Annotated in this window: 21 protein-coding genes; 16 read left to right on the top strand and 5 right to left on the bottom strand. The window is 41.6% G+C overall.

Annotated features, from left to right (window positions below):
* Positions 1-3: 3 nt before the first annotated feature.
* The 4 genes from Q4557_RS00790 to Q4557_RS00775 all read right to left on the bottom strand — a co-directional run bounded on the left by Q4557_RS00790 (position 4) and on the right by Q4557_RS00775 (position 5,116).
* Positions 4-1,614: an ABC-F family ATPase gene (locus Q4557_RS00790; RefSeq protein ID WP_303410078.1), complete on the bottom strand. Its 1,611-nt coding sequence runs from the start codon at positions 1,612-1,614 to the stop codon at positions 4-6.
* Between the two features lie 255 nt (positions 1,615-1,869).
* Positions 1,870-2,739: a penicillin-insensitive murein endopeptidase gene (gene mepA / locus Q4557_RS00785; protein WP_303410076.1), complete on the bottom strand. Its 870-nt coding sequence runs from the start codon at positions 2,737-2,739 to the stop codon at positions 1,870-1,872.
* A gap of 279 nt (positions 2,740-3,018) precedes the next feature.
* Positions 3,019-4,173 (bottom strand): alpha-hydroxy acid oxidase, encoded by a 1,155-nt coding sequence (locus tag Q4557_RS00780; protein WP_102476429.1) that lies wholly within the window; start codon positions 4,171-4,173, stop codon positions 3,019-3,021.
* A 10-nt stretch (positions 4,174-4,183) separates the two neighbouring features.
* On the bottom strand, positions 4,184-5,116 hold the full coding sequence (locus Q4557_RS00775) for a D-glycerate dehydrogenase (protein WP_102476428.1): 933 nt from the start codon (positions 5,114-5,116) through the stop codon (positions 4,184-4,186).
* Between the two features lie 391 nt (positions 5,117-5,507).
* Here Q4557_RS00775 and Q4557_RS00770 point away from each other — a divergent pair, with 391 nt between their 5' ends.
* The 9 genes from Q4557_RS00770 (at position 5,508) to Q4557_RS00730 (ending at position 18,484) form a co-directional block, all read left to right on the top strand.
* The gene (locus Q4557_RS00770) at positions 5,508-6,236 is read left to right on the top strand and encodes a Crp/Fnr family transcriptional regulator (protein ID WP_303410070.1); all 729 of its coding nucleotides are present in this window, start codon (positions 5,508-5,510) and stop codon (positions 6,234-6,236) included.
* A gap of 202 nt (positions 6,237-6,438) precedes the next feature.
* Positions 6,439-8,283: a dihydroxy-acid dehydratase gene (gene ilvD / locus Q4557_RS00765; RefSeq protein ID WP_303410068.1), complete on the top strand. Its 1,845-nt coding sequence runs from the start codon at positions 6,439-6,441 to the stop codon at positions 8,281-8,283.
* A gap of 14 nt (positions 8,284-8,297) precedes the next feature.
* Positions 8,298-9,656: a GntP family permease gene (locus tag Q4557_RS00760; protein ID WP_241904991.1), complete on the top strand. Its 1,359-nt coding sequence runs from the start codon at positions 8,298-8,300 to the stop codon at positions 9,654-9,656.
* 319 nt (positions 9,657-9,975) lie between these two features.
* On the top strand, positions 9,976-12,567 hold the full coding sequence (locus Q4557_RS00755) for a TonB-dependent receptor (protein WP_303410064.1): 2,592 nt from the start codon (positions 9,976-9,978) through the stop codon (positions 12,565-12,567).
* Positions 12,568-13,356: 789 nt separating this feature from the next.
* Positions 13,357-13,770: a GNAT family N-acetyltransferase gene (locus tag Q4557_RS00750; RefSeq protein WP_303410062.1), complete on the top strand. Its 414-nt coding sequence runs from the start codon at positions 13,357-13,359 to the stop codon at positions 13,768-13,770.
* A 43-nt stretch (positions 13,771-13,813) separates the two neighbouring features.
* Positions 13,814-14,392: an HD domain-containing protein gene (locus Q4557_RS00745; protein WP_303410060.1), complete on the top strand. Its 579-nt coding sequence runs from the start codon at positions 13,814-13,816 to the stop codon at positions 14,390-14,392.
* A 198-nt stretch (positions 14,393-14,590) separates the two neighbouring features.
* On the top strand, positions 14,591-15,781 hold the full coding sequence (locus tag Q4557_RS00740; RefSeq protein ID WP_102531576.1) for a porin: 1,191 nt from the start codon (positions 14,591-14,593) through the stop codon (positions 15,779-15,781).
* Positions 15,782-16,061: 280 nt separating this feature from the next.
* Positions 16,062-17,687, top strand: coding sequence for a hypothetical protein (locus Q4557_RS00735; RefSeq protein WP_303410058.1), 1,626 nt, complete (start codon positions 16,062-16,064; stop codon positions 17,685-17,687).
* Positions 17,688-17,890: 203 nt separating this feature from the next.
* Complete coding sequence (locus Q4557_RS00730) at positions 17,891-18,484, top strand: pentapeptide repeat-containing protein (protein ID WP_102438020.1); 594 nt, start codon at positions 17,891-17,893, stop codon at positions 18,482-18,484.
* Positions 18,485-18,583: 99 nt separating this feature from the next.
* Here the strand turns inward: Q4557_RS00730 and bioA are convergent, their stop codons facing one another.
* Positions 18,584-19,957: an adenosylmethionine--8-amino-7-oxononanoate transaminase gene (gene bioA / locus Q4557_RS00725; RefSeq protein ID WP_303410054.1), complete on the bottom strand. Its 1,374-nt coding sequence runs from the start codon at positions 19,955-19,957 to the stop codon at positions 18,584-18,586.
* A gap of 111 nt (positions 19,958-20,068) precedes the next feature.
* Between bioA and bioB the strand changes: the two genes are divergently transcribed.
* From bioB to Q4557_RS00690, 7 genes are all read left to right on the top strand, one after another.
* Positions 20,069-21,121 (top strand): biotin synthase BioB, encoded by a 1,053-nt coding sequence (bioB, locus tag Q4557_RS00720; RefSeq protein ID WP_102438017.1) that lies wholly within the window; start codon positions 20,069-20,071, stop codon positions 21,119-21,121.
* Between the two features lie 34 nt (positions 21,122-21,155).
* A complete protein-coding gene (locus Q4557_RS00715; protein WP_303410050.1) occupies positions 21,156-22,340 on the top strand; it encodes an 8-amino-7-oxononanoate synthase in 1,185 nt (394 codons plus the stop codon).
* Positions 22,340-23,131, top strand: coding sequence for a methyltransferase domain-containing protein (locus Q4557_RS00710; protein ID WP_303410048.1), 792 nt, complete (start codon positions 22,340-22,342; stop codon positions 23,129-23,131). Before Q4557_RS00715 ends, Q4557_RS00710 begins: the two co-directional genes overlap by 1 nt.
* 45 nt (positions 23,132-23,176) lie before the next feature.
* A complete protein-coding gene (bioD, locus tag Q4557_RS00705) occupies positions 23,177-23,893 on the top strand; it encodes a dethiobiotin synthase (RefSeq protein WP_198589311.1) in 717 nt (238 codons plus the stop codon).
* A gap of 143 nt (positions 23,894-24,036) precedes the next feature.
* Positions 24,037-24,456: a hypothetical protein gene (locus Q4557_RS00700; RefSeq protein WP_303410046.1), complete on the top strand. Its 420-nt coding sequence runs from the start codon at positions 24,037-24,039 to the stop codon at positions 24,454-24,456.
* 521 nt (positions 24,457-24,977) lie between these two features.
* On the top strand, positions 24,978-25,670 hold the full coding sequence (locus Q4557_RS00695) for a hypothetical protein (protein WP_303410044.1): 693 nt from the start codon (positions 24,978-24,980) through the stop codon (positions 25,668-25,670).
* Entirely contained in the window at positions 25,642-26,667 is a 1,026-nt protein-coding gene (locus tag Q4557_RS00690; RefSeq protein WP_303410042.1) for a hypothetical protein, read from the top strand. The genes Q4557_RS00695 and Q4557_RS00690 overlap by 29 nt, the downstream gene beginning before the upstream one ends.
* Positions 26,668-26,693: the final 26 nt, after the last annotated feature.

Genomic DNA, 26,693 nt, shown 5'->3' with positions numbered 1-26,693 from the left:
GGCTTATTTTTTTATCAGCGCTGATGCTTCAGCTTGGCTTGCCATGTACTCATCAAACGTACCGTGGAAGCTTAATAACTTTTGGTCTCTCACATCAATGATGTGAGTTGCAAGCGATGATACAAATTCTCTATCGTGGCTAACGAAAATCAAGGTGCCTTCAAATTCTTTAAGGGCATTGTTCAGCGCTTCAATGGCTTCCATGTCCATGTGGTTGGTTGGCTCGTCCATGATGAGTACATTTACATCCATCATCATTAACTTACCAAATAATAGACGGTTCTTTTCACCACCTGAACAGTTACGGGCTTTCTTGTTGGCATCATCTTCAGTAAATAGAAGACGGCCTAACATACCACGGACCATTAAATCGTTATGTCTTGGGGTGCGCCATTGCGACATCCAATCAAATAAACTTAGATCATTATCAAAGTCTTTGCTGCTGTCTTGCGGGCAGTAACCGATAGCGGCATTTTCAGACCACTTAACCACACCTTCGTTATTGGTCAGATCGTTAACTAAACAGCGTAGCAGGGTAGTTTTACCGACACCGTTTTCACCAATAACAGCAAGCTTTGCGCCTGCTTCAAGGATAATGTTACCGCCTTGGAATAAGGTATTATCTTCAAAACCATGGCCAACGTCTTCCATGATAAGCGCTTGACGATGCATTTTTTTGCTTTCGTCAAAACGTAATGAAGGCGTCATGCGACTAGATGATTTAACTTCATCTAGCGAAATTTTATCAAGCTTTTTAGCACGAGAACTGGCTTGCTTCGCTTTAGATGCGTTAGCACCAAAACGGTTAACAAAGTCTTGAAGTTCAGCCATTTCAGCCACTTTCTTAGCGTTACCTGCTAATAACTGCTCTTGGATTAAGCCTGCAGCTTCAAGGAAGTATTCGTAATTACCAGGGTAAATACGCAGTTCACCGTAATCGATATCAGCCATATGAGTACAGACAGTGTTCAAGAAATGTCTATCATGGGAGATGATGATCATGGTGCATTTACGTTTGTTTAACTCATCTGCTAACCAACTAATGGTATGTATGTCCAAGTTGTTGGTCGGTTCATCAAGCAGCAAGATATCAGGGTTTGAGAATAAAGCCTGTGCCAGTAATACACGTAGCTTTTTACCGGGAGCGACTTGGCTCATTAAACCAAAGTGATATTCTTCATCGATACCGGCTTCAAGTAAGATTTCACCAGCGCGGCTTTCTGCACAGTAACCGTCCATTTCAGCAAACTCACTTTCAAGTTCACCGACTCTCATTCCGTCTTCTTCAGTCATTTCAGGCAAAGAATAAATGCGTTCACGCTCTTGCTTAACTTCCCACAGTTTTGGGTCACCCTGAATGACAGCATCGACTACGCTGTACTGTTCAAAAGCAAACTGATCTTGACTTAAGGTACCGACTTTTTGGCCCGGAGTAATAGACACGTTGCCAGAAGTCGGTGCAAGTTCACCACTTAGAATTTTCATGAAGGTTGATTTACCACAACCGTTGGCACCAATTAAACCATAACGGTTTCCGTGGCCAAATTTAGCTGAGATGTTTTCAAACAATGGCTCTGGGCCAAACTGCATGGTGATATTTGCGGTAGAAATCAAAGGAATATCCTGAATGGTTAAGTATGCAAAACAAAGCTCGATGTACAATAAAAAGGTACTTTGAGTTCAGCCAAGCTAAGCAGATAAACGCTGACCTTAAAAAGGCAGAGCATTTACGTAGGTAAAACAGCCGCGGATTATACAGACATAACTGCTCATATGTCGAGCAGCCAATGCAGTTAAAGTATATTTTTGGCCTGTTTAGTGCAATTTAACGGGCAAATGCTCAATAGTGAATGTTTTAAGAGGGGGAAATTACTGTTTTGCCTGTAAGTTTTTAACTAGTGGTTCACAGGAAAGCGGTTTTTGTTTTAAAGGCTTTGGCTTTGGCGCCGCTGCCGTTTTAGGTTGTTTAGCTTGTTGCTGGCTTGCCGCTGCACGCTTAAGTTGCTGGGTCCACCAAGTTAATTCTTCACAGCCATGACCTGATTTAATGGGCTGCTGCGCTTTACATAAGCTATCAGTTTCAGGGCAATGCAAGCGCACATGCATGTGAGAGGTATGGCCCCACCAAGGACGAATTTTTTGTAGCCAAGTATCCTTGTCGCTTCGTTCATTACACAGCTGCTGCTTGATGATTGGATTAACAAAAATCCGAGCGACCTGATTATTCTCTGCAGCGACTTTGAGCATGGTTTTATGTTGTTTTGACCATGCTTGATTAACGGTTAATTTATCAATATCAACCACAGACAAATGACGTGGATTTTGTAATTCTTGGGGCTTGAGTGGCGCCTCGGTTAGTTTTAGCCAAATATCCACATCTAAGCCTATTTGATGGCTGCTGTGGCCAAAATCAAATTGACCGCCGCGGGGCATCGACATATCACCGATGAAAATATTATTGATCCCTTGCTGAGTTAGCTGCTTTGAATAGTGACTGACAAAATTCACGAGATTAGGGTGGCCATAAAAACGCTGCCGCTGACTACGAATAACTTGGTAGCCGTCACCCGTTAACGGCAGTGGCTGTGCGCCTGATAAACAACCATTAGCATAGCCGCCAATAGCTGCAACTTGCCCTTGATAGATGCTGGTGGCGAGCTCCCAAGGATTGGTTCTGGCCTGCAGTGGATAAATGCTTGACAAACTTAATAGCAGTAATATGGTGCTTAATCGTGTCATTGATAAAATTACTCCTACAAGACTGTGAATTAAAGGTATAGGACATGAGCGAGTTAATTAGCGAATGCTTGATAATCAAATCACTTATGAGCTCAACAAAAGTATAGAAGGCGATAGGAATTAGGCGAGTGAATAGCGCGGATTAGTTTGAGTGCTTAAATTCTTTTAAGTCGTAGCATTATGACACTAGAGCATCAGGCCTGCGAAGGGGGGGGAGCTCGCAGGCCTGATGTTGTTCTAACTTAATATTATCTCACTTAAAGGGAATGAGGATGACCGTTAACGCTTACGGATCATGCTGGTGTTAATATCCTTAAGGCTTTGACAGCCTGCCAAGGCCATAGTACGGACCAATTCTGTTTTGAGTATACAGATGGCTTTTTCTGCACCCGCTTGCCCGCCCGCAGCTAGGCCATAGGCGTATGCTCTGCCAAGTGATACCGCATTAGCGCCTAAGGCTATCGCTTTAAAAATATCGCTGCCGCGTCTGATGCCGCCATCGACGATGAGCTCGATGTCTGGACCGACTGCCGCTCGAATGTCAGCCACCATTTCAATTGGCGCAGGGGTGCAGTCCAGCTGTCTGCCGCCATGATTTGAAATCATAATGGCCGATGCGCCAATGTGTTTAGCTTTAACTGCATCATCTACCGACATAATGCCTTTGATGGCAAAAGGGCCGCCCCATTGTTTAATCATCTTGGCGGCGTGATCCCAAGTGAGATTTCGCTCCAATAGATTACCCATATACTTAAGGAAGCTTTCGGTATCGCCTGTTGAGGGGGCTGCATTTAGATTAACTAAATCTTTGCCACCTGACATAAAGTAGTTTTTTACCCACAAAGGATGTTTAGCAAATTCCAATAGGCTTTTTAAGCTGAGGTTCATGGGTATGGTTAAGCCATTTTTTATGTCTCGCTCACGATTGCCGCCCACCACGGTATCAACGGTTAAACACATGGCTTGATATTTTGCCGCTTTTGCCCGCTGCATAATTTCTTCATTTAATTGCGGATCCGTCACTACATATACCTGAAACATTTTATTGCCATAACTACTGCTGGCGACCTCTTCAATGGTTTTGGAAGAGAAAGTGGATAAGGTAAACAAAATATCCTGTTTTTCAGCGGCTTTAGCGCCAGCGATATCTGCATCAGCATGAAACATGCGCTGCTGACCCACAGGTGAAATAAAAAATGGTGCCGACATGTCACAGCCCAGTATATGGCTGTGGGTATTGATGTCGGTGACATTAGTGAGACACTTAGGAATAATCTGATATTGATCAAAGGCATTAACATTGTGACTCAAAGACACTTCATCGTCAGCACCGCCTGCCATGTAGTCATACACAGGTAGGGGGAGGTTTTTATGTGCTTGCTGATGTAACTGCTCAATGTTAAAGCATTTTTCTAAAGACTTAGTTAATAACATAGTGGCTGCTCTATACAGGAGTTGATAACGGTTTGCCTTCAAGCATCGCAATAACATTTTGTAAGGCTTTGCCTGCCATAGCTTGACGGCATTCAGCCGTTGCGCTGCCAATATGCGGAGTTAAGGTGACATTTTCAAAATCAAGATAGCCAGAATGGAAATCAGGCTCACCATCAAATACATCTAATCCAGCTGCAGCAATTTTACCGTTTTTTAGTGCATCGATGAGGGCGTTGTCATCAATTAATCCGCCGCGGCCGGTATTGATCAAAATGGCGCCATCGTTGCAATTGGCTAAGCTATCAGCATTGATTATCTGTTGTGATTCAGGGGTGAGTGGGCAATGTAAACTAATGATATCTACAGACGATAACAAGCTCGCCAGACTGTCACAATAATGGGCTTGATAGTTTGCTTCGGCTTCGAGAGATCGTGAGCGATTATAATAATAAATATCCATATTAAAGGCTTTGGCGCGGCGCGCAACGGCTTGGCCTATGCTACCCATTCCCACAATGCCTAACTTTTTACCGTGGACTTGATTTCCCATCATGGCCATTGGGGCTTGTTTAGACCATTTACCGCTGCGTAAAAAGCGCTCATTTGCGCCAAGTCGGCGGCAAGTGGCTAGCAATAACCCAAAGGCTAAGTCGGCAGTATCTTCAGTGACCACCGGGGTGTTAGTTACCGAAATGGAGCGCGCTTTAGCGGCGTTAAGGTCAATATTATCAACGCCAATACCAATATTGGCGATTAATGTAATGGATGTCGGCAAGGTATTAATAAAATCAGAACTAACGGCATCTAATGCCGTTGTTAAGTACACCTTTGCACCTGTAAAAACAGCGTAATCACCTTCAAATACCCGCACTTCGATTGCGGAGCCATTAGCGCTAATTTGCGGTAGAGGTAATGGGCGAGAAAGTACAATAATATCAGTCATTATCTTGTCCTTTTTATTATTTTTATGGGCAATTAATTGGTTTTAGATCACGCTATTTCTGTCATGATTTTTGAAGCTAGTGATTGTTTAGAGTGCCAGTAGCGATGGTTTGTTTCCGCAACAAATGTTGCATTTGAGATGCTTCATGGTCGATATTGATATAAAATTTATAAGCTTAATTGGCTTGCTTTTGTGAACGATAATAACGTGTCTACTATAAATATCACTATTAATCGGTAGAAGAATAGTGTTGTTAAGTGGATAAAAACCTAGGCAGCATTTGTTGCTAGCGTGTGGTTTTTTTAGCCTTTGCCTTTGTAGGGACTATCACTTAATCTAGCCATGATTGACCAATAATAATAAGTTCGAATGAACAAGGACTCTCTGCACTATGTTAACAATTCAACATCTACATAATTGGCGCGCTGAATTACCCAGCGAAATACAGCAGCAAATATCCCACAGGCTTAGCTTTAAAAAATTTCGTAAAGATGAATTTATTTACAACTCTGGTGAAACCTCAAATTGTGGCTTTCAAGTGGTGTCAGGTAAAGTCAAGATTTGTAATTACAATAAAGAAGGTCGAGAGTTAATTGTGGCCATTTTGCATGCAGGTGATTGCTTTGGGGATATCGGATTAATCACCCGCTATAATCGACCTAACTATGCTGTGGCATGCACTGATGTTGAAGTTAATGTATTGTCACATAAAGACTATTTACATTTAAGTCAGCACTTTCCTGAAATGTCGATAGCACTAAACCGCTTTCTATGTACCCGCATTCAATACACTTTTGCCAGTTTAAATGAAGCATTATTACTGCCACTTTATGAAAGATTAGGTGCAGCAATTGTCAGGCTTGCCCTAAGCCGCGGCGCTAAAGAACTTGAAGCCGTCTCTTTACCTGATATATCACAAGAAATGCTCGGGCAAATGGTGGGGGCAACACGGCAAAGCGTCGGGCGTGAATTGAAAAAAATGCAGCAAGAAAACCTGATTCAAATTGAGTACGGTAAAATTTTTATTAATGATATTGATAACATGATCAAATTGTTTGATTTGAATTTGTCACATCAAGCCATAGTGCCGCTTTATTCGACAATGGCAGGTACCGCATAGGTGTCTGATTTTATTATATTTTATCATCTATTGTGTTAACAATGCCTCGCAAGGTCTTATGGCTGATATTTGCTACACCTGTCATTGCAATTGAGTTTCGAACCAAACTCAGTGCTTCGCCTTAATTGTCACAAATGTGACAGAAATTAACAAATCATCTATGACAAAGTAGTTAACACTAATAATAAAAACGAGAGTTAACATGCCTAAATTAAGATCATCAAAAGTTGTCGACGGTAAAGGTGCAGCTGCAGCACGTGCACTTTGGTTAGCAGGGGGATTACAGCAAACAGATTTTGGCAAGCCCATGATTGCCGTGGTTAATTCATTTACCGAGTTTGTCCCAGGCCATGTACATTTACAAGACGTCGGCCGCCTAGTGTGTGAGGCTATTTTTGAAGCGGGCGGCATTGCCCGTGAGTTCAATACCATTGCTATCGATGACGGTATTGCCATGGGTCATGACGGTATGCTTTATAGCTTACCGAGCCGTGAAATTATTGCTGACAGCATCGAATATATGATTAATGCTCATTGCGTTGATGCGATGATCTGTATTTCAAACTGCGACAAAATCACCCCTGGCATGTTAATGGCGGGATTAAGGTTAAATATTCCAGTGATATTTGTCTCAGGCGGGCCTATGGAAGCAGGCCGCGTCGTTGAAAAAGATAAAGTTCAGCGTTTTGACCCCATTGATACCTATATTGCCGCTTTCAGTAGTCAGGAACTTGATGGTAAAAGTGCTGAGTTTTTAGAAAATCATGCCTGTCCTACCTGCGGCTCTTGTTCTGGCATGTTTACCGCCAACTCAATGAATTGCTTGGCTGAAGTGTTAGGGCTCGCACTACCGGGCAATGGCTCATTATTGGCGACTCATTCCGATCGTAAAGACTTGTTCACCCGTGCAGCTAAGCAAATCGTAACCAACACCAAAAAGTTCTATTTTGAAGATGACGACTCGGTGTTACCGCGCTCGATTGCCACTCGCGAAGCGTTTTTCAATGCGATGAAAGTGGATATTACCATGGGAGGTTCTACCAACACCATTCTACACTTGCTGGCTATGGCCCAAGAAGGCGAGGTGGATTTCAATCTCAGTGATATTGATGGCTTATCCAGAAAAGTGCCGCACCTTTGCAAGGTGTCACCAGCCACCAAAGATTACTATATGGAAGATGTTCACCGTGCTGGCGGCATGATGGCAATCATTGGCGAACTAGAACGCGCCGGATTAATTGACACCAGTGTTAAATCGGTTGGCGGCGGGACATTATCGGAAATGCTAGCCTATTGGGATGTATTACGTACAGATAACCCAGAAGTGCATGAGTACTTTAAAGCCGCGCCAGGTGGCAAACGCACCATTAAGGCCTATGGCCAGTCACAGCGCTGGAAAGAGTTAGATTTAGATCGTGAAAAAGGCTGTATCCGTAATATTGATAACCCTTATAGCACCGAAGGTGGCTTGGCCGTTTTGTACGGTAATATTTCTGAAAATGGTTGCATAGTGAAAACCGCTGCAGTGTATGAACATATGCTGGATTTTACCGGAACGGCAAGAGTATTCAATCAGCAAGAAACGGCATTAACCGCCATTGATAATGGTGAAATTCAACCTAACACCATCATCATTATTCGCTACGAAGGCCCCAAGGGCGGACCTGGCATGCAAGAGATGCTTAAACCAACCATGAGCTTAAAAGCTCAAGGGTTAGATGCTAGCTGTGCACTGGTGACAGATGGTCGATACTCTGGTGCATCTGCGGGTCTGTCAGTGGGCCATGTTTCACCTGAGGCGGCTAATCAAGGTGCTATCGGGTTAATTGAAGATGGCGATCAAATACGCATCGATATTCCTAATCGTTCGATTAATTTACTGATCTCTGATACGGCATTGCAGCAACGTCGTGATGCCATGAATGCGTTGCCAAAGGATCAAGCTTGGCAGCCCAATGAACCAAGAACCCGTGTGATCACCCGCGCGTTAAAATCCTATGCAGCGTTTGCTACCAGTGCCGATCGCGGTGGATATCGTGAGCTATAAATGGAGTTATTGATATGGCTTTAGGAATTATTGCGGCATTAGCTGTATTTATATGGATGGCGATGCGCGGCTATAGCATTGTGCTGGCCTCGCTAGTGTGTTCCACCATAGTGATTATCACTAGCGGCATGGCATTTGATAAAGCCATGCTGGAATATTTTCCAACCGGGGCACTGGGGGCATTTACATTTGCGGGACGGTTCTTTTTACTCTTTGCCGCAGGTGCGATGTTTGGTCGTTTATTGGCGGCAACAGGAGCGGCCAATAGTATTGCGAATAAGTTAGTCGACACCTTAGGCGCTGAACGTGTGCTAATTATTACGGTATTATTTTCAGCTTTGCTCACCTATGGTGGCGTGGTGTTGTTTGTGGTTATTTTCACTATGTATCCGCTTGGGGTGCAGCTATTGCAACAAGCGAATGTGCCTAAGCGGTTATTTACTGGTGCCATTGCCTTAGGTATTGGTACGTTCACCATGACCGCTATGCCAGGCTCACCGTCAATACATAATGTGATATCTTCGGTATCGCTAAAAACCGACTTATTTGCCGCAGCGGGTTATGGCCTATTCAGTAGCGCCATTATGTTGTCTTTGGGGCTGTGGTATCTTGAAAAGCAGCGTCACATAGCCAAGGCCAATGGTGAGGGTTTTATCCCTTCTGAAAAAGATAAACTGATTTTAGCCAACAATAAGCAAATGGCGATGCCATCTTGGTTTCGTTCAGTCATTCCCATTGCCGCTGTGGTAATTTGTATTGTCTCTCCAAGGATCATCAGTGCTTTAGGCGTTAACGGCATTGAGGTTGTTGACTATGCCAACAGTCAGCCGATAATTTGGCCTTGTATGGCACTCTTGATTGGTATTATTACCACCATAGTGTTGTTTCCACGTATTCTACCCCGCAGTATTACCGAGCTTGGTCAAGGCGCTGAAGAGTCTATATCGCCGTTAATCGCGACTTCAGTTGTCATCGGTTTTGGTGGCGTAGTGAGCCATACCGAAACGTTTGCGCAGTTTTCCCAGTGGATCACCACCTTAGATGTCCCTGTGCTGCTGTCAATTTTTATTGCCGCAAGTTCAGTGTCTGCAATTGTGGGTTCGTCATCAGGTGGCTTGCAAATCTTTTTAGGGACTATGGCGCCTGTTTATTTAGATAAAGGCGTCGATCCAGAGATCTTACATCGGGTTGCTGCTATGGCCAGCGGCGGGTTTGATAGTCTGCCTCATTGCGGCGCGGTAGTAGCGATATTGGCAATAACAGGGCAAACCCATAAAACGGCTTATAAAGATGTCGGAGTCGTGACTGTGGTGTTCCCCGTCATTGCCTGTTTAACCACAATTGGGAGTTATTGGCTGCTTAACACGATATAAGCAGTGGCCTCATAAGGTATGTTTATATGTTATGAGGCTAGGTTTTATGGCTTAATCTGTCTTTTGGACATATTGAGCCGAACAATGCCATTATCTTGAATTCATGACAGCCAAAGCTTGCAAAATCTTTTTAGCCAACCCATTTTAATAAACAAATCCTCGCTATAAATTAGTTGATATTTTATCCCACAGATATCCCAACCGAACAAATGTGGCAGTTTATTGTACAGCGCTAGCGTTACCCTCAAATTAACCCGTATTTCTTTACAAATAATTAACATGGGTTGAAAAATAATAATAGTCAATTTGGGGATTAACTATGTCAAATGTTCAAGCAAACGGAAATTTTAAAAAGTCGTTAATTGCGACAGTGCTGCTATCAATAATTCATGCGCCAGTAATGGCAAATGAGCCACAACAAGAACAAACTCAGTCAGAAAAAAAACAATTTGAAGTGATTGAAGTGACCGCGCAAAAACGCAGCCAGTCTATTAATGAAGTGCCTATGTCGATTTCGGCCTTTAATGCCGAGACATTAGATGAAATAGGTATCGATGACACCACTGATTTAGCCAATATTGTACCTGGGTTTAATTTCAGTGATAGCGCATTTGGGGCACCGGTTTATACCTTACGTGGGGTGGGTTTCAATGAGTCAAGCGCTCAAGCGACATCAACGGTTGGAGTGTATGTTGATGAAATTGCAGTACCATTTCCTATTATGACCAAAGGCACTAACCTTGACGTCGAACGGGTGGAGATTTTAAAAGGGCCACAAGGCACGCTTTATGGCCGTAACTCAACGGCTGGCGCGGTCAATTATATTGCGGCGAAACCCTCTAAGGATTTTGAAGCCGCCATCAAAGCGGGTATTGCTTCTTATGAAACCATTTCTGCTGAAGGTTACGTGACAGGCGGAATTAGCGACATGGTAAGTGGTCGTCTGGCACTTAAAACGATTCAGTCAGACGAGGGCTGGCAGGAAAGCATTAGCCGTGATGAAACCTTAGGTCGACAAGATAAACTGGCTGTGCGTGGTAGCTTAAACTTTGACTTCAGTGAGGCAACTCAAGCATTGCTGACTATCGGTTATGCTAGCGATAATTCAGAAACAATTGCGCCGCAAAATATTGATTATATTCCCGGTAAAGCAGGAGGCGCGCCGTTTACTGTTTCGATATATCAAACCCAGTTAGATATGGCACAAAATCCACAGAATTTTACCGGCTTAATGGATGATAATGCCAAAGCAGATTGGACTGCTGGGCGCACACCGAGCCTTGAACACATCAGCACGAATGTGTCATTGAAAGTTGAGCACGACATTAATGATCAAACCTTATTTACCTCGCTGACTGGCTACTCAAAATTTGAAGATGATGGTTCAGAATACGAGCGAGCTGGTTTTGCAGGGGAAACCATTGCTAATATTAAAAATAACCCACTGAGTGCCGCTACTGAACAAGCCTTTGGAGCAGGATTTGACGGCTACTTATTAGGTCGTTATCAAAATGCCGCCGATTCCGAATACGTTACCATGGACTATGTTTATCAAAATGGTGAAATTGATTCCATATCCCAAGAGTTTCGAGTTAGCCAACAACTTGATAGCCTGGTGTGGATTGCAGGGCTTTATTACAGTAAAAGCGAAGTCGATTACCAAACCCAGCAGGATTGGGGCATAAGTAGTAACGTAAATATTCTGCCAATCCCTGGCTTTGGCTTTAATATTGCTGAAAATGATATTAATCAACAAACCACAACCGCCTCAGTGTTTGCCAGTGCTGACTGGTTTATTACAGATCAATTCACGCTTACCACCGGCTTGCGTTATTCAAAAGATGAAGCGGATTTTACTGGCTGCTCAAGAGATGTTGATGGCGGTTTAGCTGATACTTTTTTTAATTTCTTTTTCGGAACAACGCCCACTAGTGACGTCATCAAAGGTGATGGCTACAACGCAGGCAGTTGCGTTACGGTATTAGATTTTGGAACGCCAGAGGCGAGTGTTGGGGAGGTTAGTGACACATTAAGCGAAGACTCACTTTCATGGCGCCTAGCTGCTAATTATGAGTTTAATGATGATTTATCAGTCTATGCATCTTATAGCCGTGGTTTTAAAGCGGGTAGCTTTCCTTCTTTAGCGGCAGTGACTGATCAACAGTTAGTTCCCGTTGTTCAAGAGCAACTTGACGCTTATGAAATAGGTTTTAAATCAAGCCTAGCCGAGCGTACTCTGCAGTTAAATGGCGCGGCTTTTTATTATGATTACCAAGATAAGCAATTGCTTACCAAAAAAATCGCCCCAGTATTTAACACCGTATTTACCCTGGGTAATATGCCTAAATCTTCGATCACAGGGGTTGAACTTGATGGGCGCTGGTTAGCGACAGATAACTTGACCTTAGGCGCTGCCTACGGCTGGTTAGATTCACAGATTAAACAAGGTGTCGGCTATAACCAACCAGGGCAATATTTAGACTTTAAAGGTTCGCCACTGCCTTTTACGCCAGAGCATCAGTTTAATTTATTTGCCCGTTTTGACTTTGAAATTTCAGCCGGGCTGCAAGGCTTTGTTGGCGCAGATGTAGCATATTCAAGTGAGTCACATGCCGATTTTGAAGGCTCAGTTGATCAAACTCTTGCCGTGTCAGATTTTGTTGGTGAGCCTTATGCCGTTGAAATACCAGCAACCGATTATGAGTTTGATGAGCGTTTTATTAACCCGTCTTATACCCTAGTGAATTTACGTTTTGGGGTTGAAGCTGATAGTTGGAAAGCTTTTGCATGGGGTAAAAATATCACTGACGAGTACTACACCAATACCACAGTCAAAAATAATGAAATGTATGCCAAATACCCAGCAATGGGCGCCCAATACGGGGTGACATTTGAATACACATGGTTTTAGTTAAGTATGAGCCTGATTGTTAATCAGGCTTAATGCCGAACTAAAGTCATCTCAACAATTACTGCGTTTTGGGATTTTGTTGGGGTGATTTTTAACTTTTAGCAGCGCTAATTTTTACATCACAGTTTTAGGGCGGGGTATAACAAGTAAGTATCGCGAGGGAAATGTTGGTAGCTATTCAGGCCACCGAAGGAACTCGATGGCCACATCTTGCTTAATGCTCTAGAAAACCTTTGTTAGCTTTCTTGGCAGTCTTTGCTGCTTTCTTTTCTTTTGCAGTTAAAAGTGGTTGCTTTTTAGTGTTTTTCTTACTGTCTTGTCCTTTGCTCATGATACTTTCCATTTGTTGTCATGTAACACACCTGAGGCTAGTTTTAATCAACCGGAGGACCCTGTTACTAGTACATTAGACTCAATTGTCGAATATATAAGTAACCATCTTAGTATGGCCCTATAGCAGGGCAATTGATAGTAATAGTTGATATACACTCAGTATATTAACCCCTTTATGTGTTGCTAGGGGGTAGATAAAGCTGTTTGCGTTAAAGTTGGGCCGTAGATATTTTAGTAAACGATGGATCTAACAATTTGATAACCAAGCTTAATGTGTAAAAATATTGAAGACTGCTATAAACAAGGACATGGAGTGAGTCAGTTGCAAAAATGAGTTAAGTAATTACAGGTGTATGGCTTTAAGGCGAGTTTCAGTGGCAATAAAATTCACATTAAATTCGAAGGCTAAGCTAATTTAGTTTGAATAACCCAAGATATTGGCTTGGAGGCCAGCAAATGATGTTAGAAGTAAACCATCAAGAAGATAGCGTTATTTTTGACACCCTGGTCGCAGGTGTTAGAGAGCACAAATATGAACATATGGGGCCAGAAGATACCAAGCCCTTATCTGTGGTTTGCCGTGATGAACAAGGCACTATTATAGGTGGGATAGCAGGGCGAACCATATATAGAAATTTTCTTATTGAAGTACTGTGGGTCGACAAAGCAAGCCGAGGCTCAGGTCTTGGCCGTCAATTAATGGCATCGGCAGAACTGGAAGCCAAGAAAAGGGCTTGTGTTGTTGCCCAACTGGATACCTTAGATTACCAAGCGCCAGAGTTTTATAAAAAGCTGGGTTTTAAAGTTGTCGGCAGTGTGGCAGCTTTTCCTGGTAGCCCTGAAAGGATTTTTCTCACCAAAGAATACTAATGCTCACTGAATATTATGGGATTCATTTACAAGGAGGTTAGGTTTGAATGAGATCAAAGGCATTGTTGAATTTATTGTAGAAATAGAAAAGTTAAAGTCGGTAACACCTAATACTAAACCTGTAGGTTTAGAACGCTATGAGAATTCAGCTGAACACAGCTGGCATGTGTGCATTAGTGCGCTGATGTTAAAAGAGTTTGCTAATGAACCCGTTGATATCAATCGGGTGATTAAAATGCTACTACTGCATGATCTTGGTGAAATCGATGCAGGCGATACCATAGTTTATGCCAGCAGCAATACGCATTCGATTGCGGAGCAGCAAGGAGTAGAGCGGTTATTCAAAACCTTGCCAGATTATTTAGCTGACGAATATTTACAGCTTTGGCTTGAGTTCGAAGCAGGTAAAACTGCCGATGCTATATTCGCTAAAGCCATTGATAGAGTGCCGCCGTTACTGCATAACATTCATGGCGGTGGTCATAGTTGGAAAAAGCATAACATTTCAAAGCAGCAAGTCATGTCATTGAATGGTGATCGAATCGCTAAAGGTAGTCATAGTCTATGGACTGAGCTTGAAAAACAGTTAATCAGCGCCGCTGAGCAAGGTTTACTTAAATAGCGCTGGCTCGCTTTAGGTAACAACCGATAATTTTTTCTCATTACTCTCATTACTCTTATTCTCATCGCTCTTCTCACGACTTTTATTGAATAAAAAATAAAAAATAAAAACAATTTCTTGTGTATCTTTATAGTTGCGAAAAATTAGCTACATTTATAAAGAGGCGAAAAATTAGTCACAGAGAAGGATTTCGCCAAAATGACTACAAATGGGAGTGTCATTGAGATGATGAAAAAATTATTAGGGGCTTGCTTACTGGTAACCGTGTTACCGCTAGAGGCAGTTGAAGTTTATAAGTCTGATCTATTAAATTTAGACGTCGGTGGCAATATTCAATTAGGTGTTATCAATAGTGACACTAACGATGGTGACAATACCACCACTGTGTTTGATAACGGCTCTCGATTACATTTTGATTTTAGCAGTTCGGTAAATTCAGACCTTAAATTTAGAGGTTTTTTTGAGTGGTATATTAATGCGGTAGCCCGCAATAGCATTGATAGTTACAACGTTGGTCATAATGCAATCTCGCTAAGTGATGGTAGAAATGAGTTTATGTCACTCAGGCAAGGTTTCTTTGCTGCTCAGCACACTAAATGGGGAGAGCTGTCTATTGGTAAAAGAATGGGAGCTTATACGGCCGTCACCTCGGTAACCGATAGGTTTAATGTTTATTCGGCGCTGGCATCATCAACTTATGTATACGGTGATGGTGGCTTAAGTGGCACGGGTCGAGTCGATAACGGTATTTTTTGGAATAAGCCGTTCGATTTCGATAATCATAGTTTAACGGTTAACCTTCAAGGGCAGTTTATAGACGACACCACAGTGCTTAAAGACGATGAAGATATGCCAGTATTAGATGATGACGGTAATGAAGTCACTCTAACTGCTAAAGGCGGTGAAGCGGCCAGTGTTATTTATGCTTATGATGTAGACAAATTCACCTTTGGCTTAGCGTATGTTAATGACGAGGCTGAAGGGAAAGGTATTAGGATCAGTAACCCTAGGGCCATAGCAGCTTCTTTTAGTTCAACCATGGGTGACTGGTATTTATCTGCGGTAGCCGCACATTCAGAAGGCATGTATCAAGACAACAGTAATCAAATTTTTGAAGGTAAAGGCTACGAAATAGCACTGAGCCGAGACATAGGAAATTGGACTCCAATGATCGGTTGGAACCATATCGAACCGGATAATTACGATATTGCAGAGCAGAACCAAGCTAGCCAATATGAGCTCGATTTAATCATCATCACCCTTAATTACAACGTACCGTCACTGGGCTTTTTTGCCTTTATTGAAGGCATGGTTGATAACGGTAAAAACGCCGATGGTAGCAATAGTAACGACGATTATATATCGGTGGGAATGTACTATCCTTTTTAGCGTTAGCGAAGTTTAAAACTTAACTTGAAGGGAAACTTAAATCGTTAGAGAAGGTAATTCATACCAAGTAAGTGTTAAAGGTGGTGGGCTATAGTTGTCTTTTTGTTAAAAGCGGATACAATTTATGTAAGGGAACGATAAAAATGACTTTATGCATCAATTAGGTAGCGCTTATATGGATACTAATAAAAGATCGTTAAACGGAATAACGTTTAATTATGTTCTAGCAAAGGTGGGATTTTTCAGACTTAACAAGGTAATAAAAGTTTCAAGTTTAGTTGTGAGTTCATTGTTACTAAGTAATGTGGCTTTTAGTGAAGAAATTGCTAGTGAAGATATCAATAATTTAGAGTTTATTAGCGTCCCCAAGGGGATGAGTGTATTTGAAAAGTATGGTCTTTCTGATGATCTCCCAAAATTTGGAATGAGCTCATTATCCCAAGGTGAAAACCTGGTTGAACATGCATCTCGAGTCACTGAGTTTGAAGGGAAACAAACAACGTCGGACATATTTTTAGTCCAAAGTACTGACACTAAAGGCAATATTGATTTAAGAATTAAATATGACCCAATTAAGTTAGATAAAGACGAAGATGTCATTGCACGTATCGAAAGTATGACTAAAACCGAGTACCTTTTGCGCCAATACGCTAAAAGCTATGATGAGTCATCAGTTAAGGTGGCAGAAAAGGCTAATGGAGAAGTGGTGATTCGTTTTAACTACTCCAAATACCAACTTCCGCAAAACATTGCTTATTTTCGTTTTATGCAGGTATCCATCACGGCTAAAGACGGCAAGCCAATTAAAATGGAGATTACCAATTCAAAAGACTTCGATTACGAAGGCGTGAAAGTTAAAGACTATTCGCAAACGATTTATTTTACTGAATTGGAAAACGGTAAGCCTTATATCAAAAAGAAAATTGAAATTGCCAAGGGCACTAAAAAAGACAAACCGATCACCTTAACTACAACGGTTACCACAATTGCTTTATATGATAATCAAGATGCCGTGGTGGTGATTGATGCTGACTTACTCGCAACGGTTTCAGATCCGCGCATGCGAGAAGAAAAAGTAGAGCTACAAGCGATGTTCCCAATACTTGCTGACTTGGTGCGTCAACAAGGGATTGATGTGCCATTACCTTACGGTATTTCAGTCGCCTATCGAGATCAAAGTATGGATGTAGGTTTCACTTCATTTGATATTATGGGGTTGGAGTTAGACGAGTTTTTTGACCCAGAAACCACCTTCGGAACCGTAGACGCTAAAAGTGTGTCCCTAAGGGCCGATTTAAATATTTTTCCATTTTGGAATGTGTATGCATTAGTCGGTAAAATTAAAGTCGATGCGGTTATCGATGCCCAGTATACCGGTAATATTCGTGATGTGTTTGTCGATAAATTAGGCTCAGAGTTTAAAGCTGATATTGCTTGTGCCTTTGCTGCTGAAGTCGGAGTACCACTTTGTGAGCCAACCCGTTTTGATGTTCCTTTGGAACTTAATTATGATTTAGTGGGCGCAGGTACCACACTTTCGGTGGGTTATAGGGAGTTTTTTGCTTCAGTTACAGGTACCTATTCGTTCACTAAATTAAGTGGCCAGGATTGGGGCGACGGTATTCTCACCGTGCAACCTATGTTGGGTTACCAGTTACTGGATTACCGTGCTCAGTTTTTTGTTGGTGCAGAATATCAAGCATTAAAAGCTAACATGGAAGGTAATTTAGGTTTTGTTGAAGAGTTGAACCGTGAGTTTACTTTCGATGTAGGTGTTGAGTTGAACCAATGGGCTTATCTAGTCGGCTTTAATAAGCAAATTGGTAAACATTACAATTTAAGTGTGCTGTATAACAAAGGTGAAACCCGTGATGCATATACAGTAAGCTTTAATTATCGCTTCTAAATTAGATAAGTAAGTATTCGGTATCAAGGTAACCGATAGTGAGTAAGTTTTTTACTTAACCACTATCGGTTTTTTTTGCTTATTTTTAGTGAGGCCGTAGCAATCAGTGGGGTCTTAATAATATTTTTGCGCTATTTTCTCTGTTATCAGGGCAAGTGTTATAAAATACGCCTCAAGTTTGAATTATCGAGCATGGGGTTTTAATGAGTCAGATCGTCACACATGAGCAGTACTTTGATAAAAGCTTCAATAAACAACCCATAGACTCAACTGAGGGCTGTGAATTTGAAGAGTGTGAATTTAATGATTGCGACTTTACTGAAGCAGTATTAAAAAATACTAAGTTTTTAAGTTGTACGTTTAATCGCTGTAATTTGAGCTTAATTAAGGTGCCCCATAGCCGTTTTTATGAGGTAGATTTTAATGACTGCAAAATGGTGGGTATTGATTGGACTAAAGCGGATTGGCCGTCATTTCATCGTGATGCACAATTAAGCTTTAGCCGTTGTATTCTTAATGACAATTCATTTTTTGGCTTAGTACTAAATGAGTTAAAGCTGATTGAATGCAAGCTGCATGATGTGGATTTTCGTAATGGTGACTTTGCCAATTCCACCATGACTTTTTGTGATTTTACGAATAGTATTTTTATGAAAACCAATCTACAAGCTGTCGACTTTAGTGATTCAACTGACTTTACTATCGATGTGCTACAAAACCGCATTGCCCAAGCTAAGTTCTCACGTTTTGAAGCGCTAAACTTACTTGAGAGTTTAGCTATCGAGCTGGTGGATTAATACAGAATATAAAAAGCGCTATGAGTACACTCTCACTGTCATAGCGCTATCAGTTTTACACTGCTTTTACGTCAATCAACCAGCTTATTTACACCCCAGCTAACCATTACTAAAGCTATCTGCAGCGGCTTGCTCTTGAGTAATATTTGCGGCAATAGTTTTCATGGCTTGGGTTAGTGTCGTCAGTTGCTCTTTGGTAATAGTATAAGGCGGAGTAATGTATATCACGTTGGCAAAAGGTCTTATCCACACACCTAACTCAATAAAGTCTTGCTGCAATTTAGCCGTGTTAACCACGCTATCCATTTCAATTACGCCTACTGCGCCTAATACTCTGACATCCACCACATGTTGATAATCAATAGCTTCAGCAAGTTCAGTCTTCATTTGCAACTCAACATCGCTGACCTGTTGTTGCCATGCGCCAGTTTGTAAAATACTCATACTGGCACTGGCTGCAGCGCATGCTAGCGGATTGCCCATAAATGTTGGCCCGTGCATAAATACGCCCGCAGGGGAGTCACTGACACCTTTGGCCACTTCATCACTACAAAGTGTTGCCGCTAAACTGATGTAGCCACCGGTTAAGGCTTTACCTAAACACAAAATATCGGCTTCGATATTGGCATATTCATAAGCAAATAATTTTCCTATGCGGCCAAAACCAGTAGCGATTTCATCAAGTATGAGAAGTACATTGTATTGATTACATAAGGCTCTAATGGCAGATAAATACTCGGCTGAATAAAAGTGCATTCCGCCAGCAGCTTGCATCACAGGTTCAATAATTATGGCGGCAATATCTTGATGATGCTCAGCTAAAATAGCCTCAAGCGCATCAGTATCACCTTGCTTTAATGCTTCACCGAAAACAGATAGTGGCGCTGGGGAAAAAAGGTGTTCAGTAACCGCTGCGCTAAACATGGTATGCATGCCATTATCAGGATCGCAGACGCTCATCGCGGCAAAGGTATCACCATGATAACCACGCTTAACGGTTAATAAACGCTGCTTTTGTGGTAGCTGTTTACCTTGCCAGTATTGCATGGCCATTTTAATGGCCACTTCAACGGCAATAGAGCCAGAGTCGGCTAAAAAGACTTTGGTTAAATTGGGGCTGGTCATCGCCACTAATTGCTTGCAGAGGTTAACTGCAGGGGCGTGGGTAATACCGCCAAACATTACATGGCTTAGGGTCGTGAGCTGCTGCTGCATCGCTTCAATAATTTCTGGGCGGTTATAGCCATGAATACAGGCCCACCAAGAGCTGGTGCCATCAATGACCTTTTGACCGCTGCTTAAGGTCAGTTCACACCCATCGGCACTATGGACTCCAGTTACGCTGGCAGCTTGACTCATCGAAGTATAGGGATGCCAAATATGCTGTTTATCAAACTCAAAGTCTATAGCTTGAGAGTCTATAGCTTGAGAATCGATTGTCTGGGATGCTTGCTGATAAAATGAGTTGTTCATATTTTAACCGTTAGTCAAGGTGTAATGCGCGATAGCATTGACAGTTTACGTGCTGAAGGTATCCTAACCCAATATAAAGTGAATATAAAACGAATAACAAAGGATTAATCAATGTCATCATTAGCCATCCGTCATGACTGGACCAAAGCTGAAATAGAAGCGTTATTTGCTTTACCAATGAACGATTTACTGTTTAAAGCCCACAGTATTCATCGTGAGACGTTTGATCCTAATGAAGTACAAATTAGTCGTTTATTATCAATTAAAACCGGTGCTTGCCCAGAAGATTGTAAGTATTGCCCTCAAAGTGCCCGTTACGATACCGGTCTTGAAAAAGAGCGTTTATTGGAAATCGAAAAAGTCATCACCGAAGCCAAAAGCGCGAAAGCAGCGGGAGCATCACGTTTTTGTATGGGCGCTGCATGGCGTAACCCTCGCGAGCGCGATATGCCATATTTAACCCAAATGGTTAAAGATGTAAGAGCATTAGGCATGGAAACCTGTATGACACTGGGTATGCTGTCAAAAGAACAGTCTGACGAACTTGCCAAAGCAGGTCTTGATTACTATAACCACAACCTTGATACCTCACCTGAATATTATGGCGATGTGATCACCACCCGTACTTATCAAAACCGTATTGATACTTTAACCAACGTGCGTCAGTCAGGCATGAAAGTGTGTTCTGGCGGTATTGTCGGTATGGGCGAAAAAGCGACAGACAGAGCAGGTTTATTACAACAGCTAGCTAATTTAGAGCAGCATCCTGATTCAGTACCGATTAATATGTTGGTTAAAGTTGCAGGTACGCCATTTGAAAAGATAGATGACTTAGATCCCTTTGAATTTGTGCGCACCATTGCCGTTGCACGTATTATTATGCCTAAATCTCGAGTGCGTTTATCAGCTGGGCGTGAAAGCATGACTGATGAATTACAATCTATGTGTTTCTTTGCTGGTGCTAACTCTATTTTCTACGGTTGTAAGTTACTGACGACACCCAACCCTGAAGAAAACGATGATATGAGCCTATTTAGACGTTTAGGGCTACATCCTGAGCAAGGACCATCAGCTGACATTGAATCTGACACTGCGTTATTGGCTAAAGCCAATGCAAAAAAAGATAAAGCAACGCAACAATTCTTTGATGCCGCGGCGTTATAAAGCGATGCACATTTGTCAGTAGAAGGCAGTATTCATGGCAAATCACCCAATATCATCACGAATAAGTCATCGTTTGCAGCAGCTGCAAACCGATGGCTTGCTGAGGCAAAGAAAGTTAGCTGAGTTAGACAAGGCATCGGCTAACAACTTAGCTCGAACAATTCCCAATATTATTGATTTCAGTCACAACGATTACCTTGGGCTGGCCAATGATCCTGAGATGATTGCCGCTATTCATGCTGGCGCGATAAAATATGGTGTTGGCAGTAAAGCATCGCCATTAGTATCTGGATACAGTGAAGCCCACCTAAAGCTTGAACAAGGTTTATGTGAGCTGACCGGTCATGAAGCAGGGCTATTATTTTGCTCTGGATTTAGTGCCAATCAAGCGTTAATCAAAACCTTATTTGAAGCAGGCGATGTGATTATTGCTGATAAGCTTATTCATGCATCAGTGATAGACGGTGTAAAAGACAGCGGCGCTGCACTTAAGCGCTATAAACACAATGATATAACCCATGCAGAGCAGTTACTTAATCGATTTCCTAATAGCGCCTTATTTACCGAAAGCGTTTTTAGTATGGATGGCGATCGTGCGCCATTAGATGCGTTATCGAACTTGTGTAAGCAGCATAATAGTTGGTTAGTGGTTGATGATGCCCATGGTTTTGGAATCAATTATGAAGAGCTTGCTAGCAATCGCTTTAACGTCAGCAGAGCGGCAGTTACACCACAATGCGATATTCAAGTCATTACCTTTGGTAAAGCCCTCGGCTGCCAAGGCGCCTGCGTTTTAGCGTCACAGCAAATTATTGATTATATGGTGGCGCAATCACGGCATTACATTTATTCAACCGCACTGTCACCTGCCAGTGCTCATTTAGCGTTAACAGCGGTTAATTTAACTCAGTCGCAACCTGATAAAGCATCAACATTGTTTGCCAATATTGCCTTCTTTAGGTCGCTTTGTAATGCTAAAAACATTGCGCTAACAGAGTCAATAACCGCCATTCAGCCTGTAATTATCGGTGACAGTGAACGAACTTTAGCAATAGCAAAGGCATTAAAGCAACAAGGTTTACAGGTCGGGGCAATTAGGCCGCCAACAGTGCCTAAAGGGCAGGCAAGGCTGAGAGTGACCATTAATGCCAGCCATAATGCCGAGCAAATAACCCAATTAGTTGATGCACTAGCAGTGCAGTTACCAAGAGAATATTAATGAATCTAGATAACCCCGTAGCGGTTAAATTCTCCCAAGCTGCAGCTACCTATAAACAACACGATGTATTACAGCGCATCACGGCTAGCAGGTTAATAAAACTTGCTAATACTGAGTATAATGCCGATAAAAAAACAGGTTTAACCGGGCATTTATTGGATTTAGGCTGTGGCCCAGGTACTGACTTTGAATCAAATCACTGCCAGCTAACTAAGGTCACGGCAGTTGATTTATCGCCTCAAATGCTAAATGTGGTGCAGCAGTCTTTTCCGCAATATCACACTGTTTGCGCCGATGCGGCAAACTTACCTATAACTGCAAATAGCATGGACAGTATTTATTCAAACTTAGTTCTGCAGTGGTGTGATGAATTAACCCAAGTATTTAATGAACTTAATAGAGTCATAAAACCTCAAGGCCAAGCCTTTATTAGCGTGGTGAGTGATGGCAGTCTTTCACAGCTTGAAACCCTAGGGCTAGGCCATAATAGTTTTCGTCATTTAGATGACATTATCGCCGCGATAGATACCGAAAAATGGCAAATACTCTCTGCTGAGACCACTACCGAGCAAGTACATTTTGCCGATTTAAAGGCATTACTGTATTCAATTAAAGGGGTCGGGGCGTCAGTGAATGAATACCAAGATAAAAGCTTAACGGATAAAAAAACTAATCGTTTGCGCGGTCGTAAAGATTGGCTCGCGTTAATGGATAAAGCGGAAAGCTTACGTGAAGCAAACGGCTTACCATTGAGCTATAACATCAGCTATTTACAACTTGGTAAGCGTTAAATTTTTAGACAATTGGATATAAACAGTGAAGGGGTTATTTCGATGATTTATTTTGTTACTGGCACTGATACTGACAGCGGAAAAACCCTGATTTCATCGGCGCTACTTAATCTTGCAACAAGAAAAACGGCTCTAGCTAAAATAACTGTCGCTAAAACCACAGAAGCTAAAACCCTCGGCGTCAAACCTATTGCCTCAGGTTGTATTGAAACAGACGCAGGGCTTAGAAATAGCGATGCGCTAAGCCTAATTGAACAATCAACTATCACGCTCGATTACAATCAAATTAACCCTATCGCATTTAAACCCGCCATTGCACCGCATATTGCCGCAAAGCAACAAGGGGTGAGTTTAACTGCCAGTGGCGTTGTTGATTTATTGCCACTTGAAGCACTAAACAGTGCCGAGTTTGCATTAATTGAAGGTGCTGGTGGCTGGAGATTACCTTTAAGTAAAGGCCAATATTTATCGCAATCAGTACAGCAGCTGGCTCAGCAAAATGATGTTGGGGTTATTTTAGTGGTGGGCATGAAGCTTGGTTGTCTTAACCATGCATTATTAACCCAAGAGGCCATTGAAGCTGACGGGCTTAATATTGCAGCTTGGGTCGCTAACCAAGTTGACCCTGAAATGAGTGAAATAGAAGAGAACTTATCAAGTTTAAAAGAGTTAATGACAGCGCCATTCTTAGGTTATGTGCCGTACTTAAGTGAGCCAACAGCTATAAATGCCGCTGTGCATATTGATAACTCGACCTTATAGAGACTTAAGTTTTGATTTTTAGCCTTTGTCTTTTTGCTTACAAGTAGTTGTTTTAGCATTTGATATTTTCAAGGAGAGAAATCATCGAATTTGCACCAGAGTTTACCAAGGCAGAAAAAATACGCAGGGTGGTATTGTATGCCTTGCTGGGCCTTTTCATTTATATCACCCATCAAAAGTGGCTATTTCCTTTTATTTCTTGGTATACGACTACCGCTCACTGTCACACGCCTTTTGGTTTTTCTGGCATCAGCGTGCTTTGGTATTCAGTGTTTGTTGGCCTTCCTGTTTTCTGCGCTCTTTTGGTGAGTGTTTCACTATTACCATTAGGACTTAAAGGCTTAAAGCATCAACAGTTTCCACCCATAGGCGTTAAAGTATTTAAACCCACATCAATACAGCGAGGCTGGAAAGCTAAGGCAAAATCATTGTCATGCTTAGCTTTGCCCTTATTATTTATTAGTGTTGCAATTTGGGGCTATTTTCAAGCTGAAAAAATGCCGCAACAGTTACCGGCAGATATTGATTACAGCATTTGCGACGGGTCTCGTTTTCCAAAATGATTAATAACGTTTCTAACACATCGTAATGAACTTTAAATAATGCTCTTTAAGTAATGGTCTTTAGATATAGCGTTTTTGATAAATGCTAACTTTCGGATTTATCAGCGATTTCTTGCCCCATATACAATGGAAGAGGTTAAATATTATTTTCTATCCATCGGACTTAAAGTGAGGCTGAATCGAGACCCAATGAAATGGGGATAAAGTTCAGTGGTTATAAGATCTGCATGACCTAGTAATTCTTGAGCCGTCCGAATGTCAGTGCAAAATTAAAATGGCCATTCTAATTCTAGTTGCACTAACGATATTTCTGCCGGGTAAGAATGAAGTAAAGGTGATGAGTTTAATTTGTAACTCTATCATTTTTGACAAACAAGGCTGGAATAACTGTTTATTTTTCTTTAATTATAGTGAGTCACTTTTTTACTACTTTAGGTCTACAAATTCTTTACATTGGCGGGGCTAGGAAATATCATGCTGCTTTAAAGGAATTATATTAAAATCAAAGATAAAGGATTAGCATGACAAATAAATCAGTTCTCATCGTGTTAGCATTTACATCTATAATGCTAGGTGGCTGCGCAGCCAAAATACAACCTCATGTTGCCCTAGATGGCAACGCCCTAAAAAATTCAGAAACTCGGGTTGGTGTTATCACTTCTACAATCCCAGAACCTGAAACAACGATTACCGGTGCAAGCTGTTTATTATGTTATGCAGTCGCATCTGCTGCTAACTCTTCTTTAGATAAGCATCTGAAAACAATTCCAATTGATGATATTAAAAATTTAAAAACAGAATTGACTCAGATATTGATGGATAAGGGAGTAGATGCAGTCGCTCTTGCAGGTGATATTGATGTAAGTAAGCTGAAGAAAAAGAAATCTAAAGAGCTAAATGTCGCACCAAAAGACTATTCTAGTTATAAACAAGATGGGGTTAATTACCTACTCGTAATAGATGTCACTGAAGTAGGCGCTTACCGTAACTATTCTTCTTATGTACCAACAATGGATCCAGTGGCTACTTTTACAGGTATAGCTTACATCATTGATTTAGAGACAAATAAGTACGTTTTATACAAGCCATTTAACAACCGCAAGGCCTCTGATCTTGAATGGGATGAGCCACCAACATTTCCTGGTTTGACCAATTCTATTTATGAAGTCATAGCGACGGGTAAAGATGCAATCAAGTCAAATATTAAACTCTAAATTGTTTAAGGGAGGAGTTTCCTCCCAACTTCTAAGAGCCACTACTATGTTAAGAATCTTAGTTATCAGCTTGCTGTCAATAATCTTATGTGCTTGCAGCACTTATAACCCTAAGGGGTATGTGAAGCATGTAGATAATAGAACTATTTTAAAAGAAAACAGTAAACTGTACGTTAAAGTACCTGATGGTACCGCGTTGATTATAGGTAAAGCAGCGCCTAATTCTGGCAATGTAGATCATATGGGTATGATTTATCCTGCCGTTACCCCTGTTGATTTTTTCGCCGCAATTATCACTCATGCTGCGATTACCGAGTCAGTTAAAAATGACAAAAAAAATAAAGCGCAGGATTTAGCGGATGAGGTAATACTTCCTTATCGTCCTTTTGTTAAGGACATTGCTAATCAAGCTCTTGTCACCCAACTCAATGACATCGCTTTATCACGGGGGTTTGAGTTAGCACGCTTCCAAGATAGTCAATCTGAAGATGACATGGTTCTAGATATTACCCCTATTTATTTACTCAATCAGCAGCAAGATACGCTCACTTTAAGAACACAATTTCTTGTTTATCAGAAGAAAGAGCTGCATATCGCAGCTAAAAAACGTGCTGTTTTTTACCAGAATCAAATTGAAGTTTTATCTTCTAAAATTGAGTCTGAATCACCGCAAGAATATTGGCTAGCGAATAATGGGCTGCGGCTTGTCACAACCATGCGGAGTTTATTATCAAAAACACTCGAGCTAGGCGCTGTACAAGTCAGTTCAAATCGGGAACATAGTCAGATAAATAATCAGCAAAACTTTCGTTATGATGATGGAGACACGACGGCTTTCGAACGAGCAAGTATTATCAGTGATGATTGCGAACGTGTTGTTATTCATACTTTGAGAGGGTGGCTTAAATCTATTCCCATTGAGCGCTTAAAAGACAAACATGTGTGCCAAAAAGGCTTAGAAGCCAATAGCGAAAAGCCTATTATTAACGCATATTAACATTGTAGTTATTACGACAGGTGTAA

This window comes from Shewanella sp. 5_MG-2023, assembly GCF_030547465.1.
Classification (GTDB): Bacteria; Pseudomonadota; Gammaproteobacteria; order Enterobacterales; family Shewanellaceae; genus Shewanella.
The sequence above is the reverse complement of the archived record's forward strand: the minus strand, read 5'-3'. Positions and strand labels throughout refer to the sequence as shown.

Excerpts from the sequence above, each read along its gene's own strand:
- ilvD (WP_303410068.1), top strand. The coding sequence starts at position 6,439 with ATGCCTAAATTAAGATCATCAAAAGTTGTCGACGGTAAAGGTGCAGCT.
- Q4557_RS00750 (WP_303410062.1), top strand. The coding sequence starts at position 13,357 with ATGATGTTAGAAGTAAACCATCAAGAAGATAGCGTTATTTTTGACACC.
- Q4557_RS00780 (WP_102476429.1), bottom strand. The coding sequence starts at position 4,173 with ATGTTATTAACTAAGTCTTTAGAAAAATGCTTTAACATTGAGCAGTTA.
- bioA (WP_303410054.1), bottom strand. The coding sequence starts at position 19,957 with ATGAACAACTCATTTTATCAGCAAGCATCCCAGACAATCGATTCTCAA.
- bioB (WP_102438017.1), top strand. The coding sequence starts at position 20,069 with ATGTCATCATTAGCCATCCGTCATGACTGGACCAAAGCTGAAATAGAA.
- Q4557_RS00710 (WP_303410048.1), top strand. The coding sequence starts at position 22,340 with ATGAATCTAGATAACCCCGTAGCGGTTAAATTCTCCCAAGCTGCAGCT.
- Q4557_RS00695 (WP_303410044.1), top strand. The coding sequence starts at position 24,978 with ATGACAAATAAATCAGTTCTCATCGTGTTAGCATTTACATCTATAATG.
- Q4557_RS00715 (WP_303410050.1), top strand. The coding sequence starts at position 21,156 with ATGGCAAATCACCCAATATCATCACGAATAAGTCATCGTTTGCAGCAG.
- Q4557_RS00760 (WP_241904991.1), top strand. The coding sequence starts at position 8,298 with ATGGCTTTAGGAATTATTGCGGCATTAGCTGTATTTATATGGATGGCG.
- Q4557_RS00775 (WP_102476428.1), bottom strand. The coding sequence starts at position 5,116 with ATGACTGATATTATTGTACTTTCTCGCCCATTACCTCTACCGCAAATT.
- Q4557_RS00690 (WP_303410042.1), top strand. The coding sequence starts at position 25,642 with ATGCAATCAAGTCAAATATTAAACTCTAAATTGTTTAAGGGAGGAGTT.
- mepA (WP_303410076.1), bottom strand. The coding sequence starts at position 2,739 with ATGACACGATTAAGCACCATATTACTGCTATTAAGTTTGTCAAGCATT.
- Q4557_RS00770 (WP_303410070.1), top strand. The coding sequence starts at position 5,508 with ATGTTAACAATTCAACATCTACATAATTGGCGCGCTGAATTACCCAGC.
- Q4557_RS00755 (WP_303410064.1), top strand. The coding sequence starts at position 9,976 with ATGTCAAATGTTCAAGCAAACGGAAATTTTAAAAAGTCGTTAATTGCG.
- Q4557_RS00730 (WP_102438020.1), top strand. The coding sequence starts at position 17,891 with ATGAGTCAGATCGTCACACATGAGCAGTACTTTGATAAAAGCTTCAAT.
- Q4557_RS00740 (WP_102531576.1), top strand. The coding sequence starts at position 14,591 with ATGACTACAAATGGGAGTGTCATTGAGATGATGAAAAAATTATTAGGG.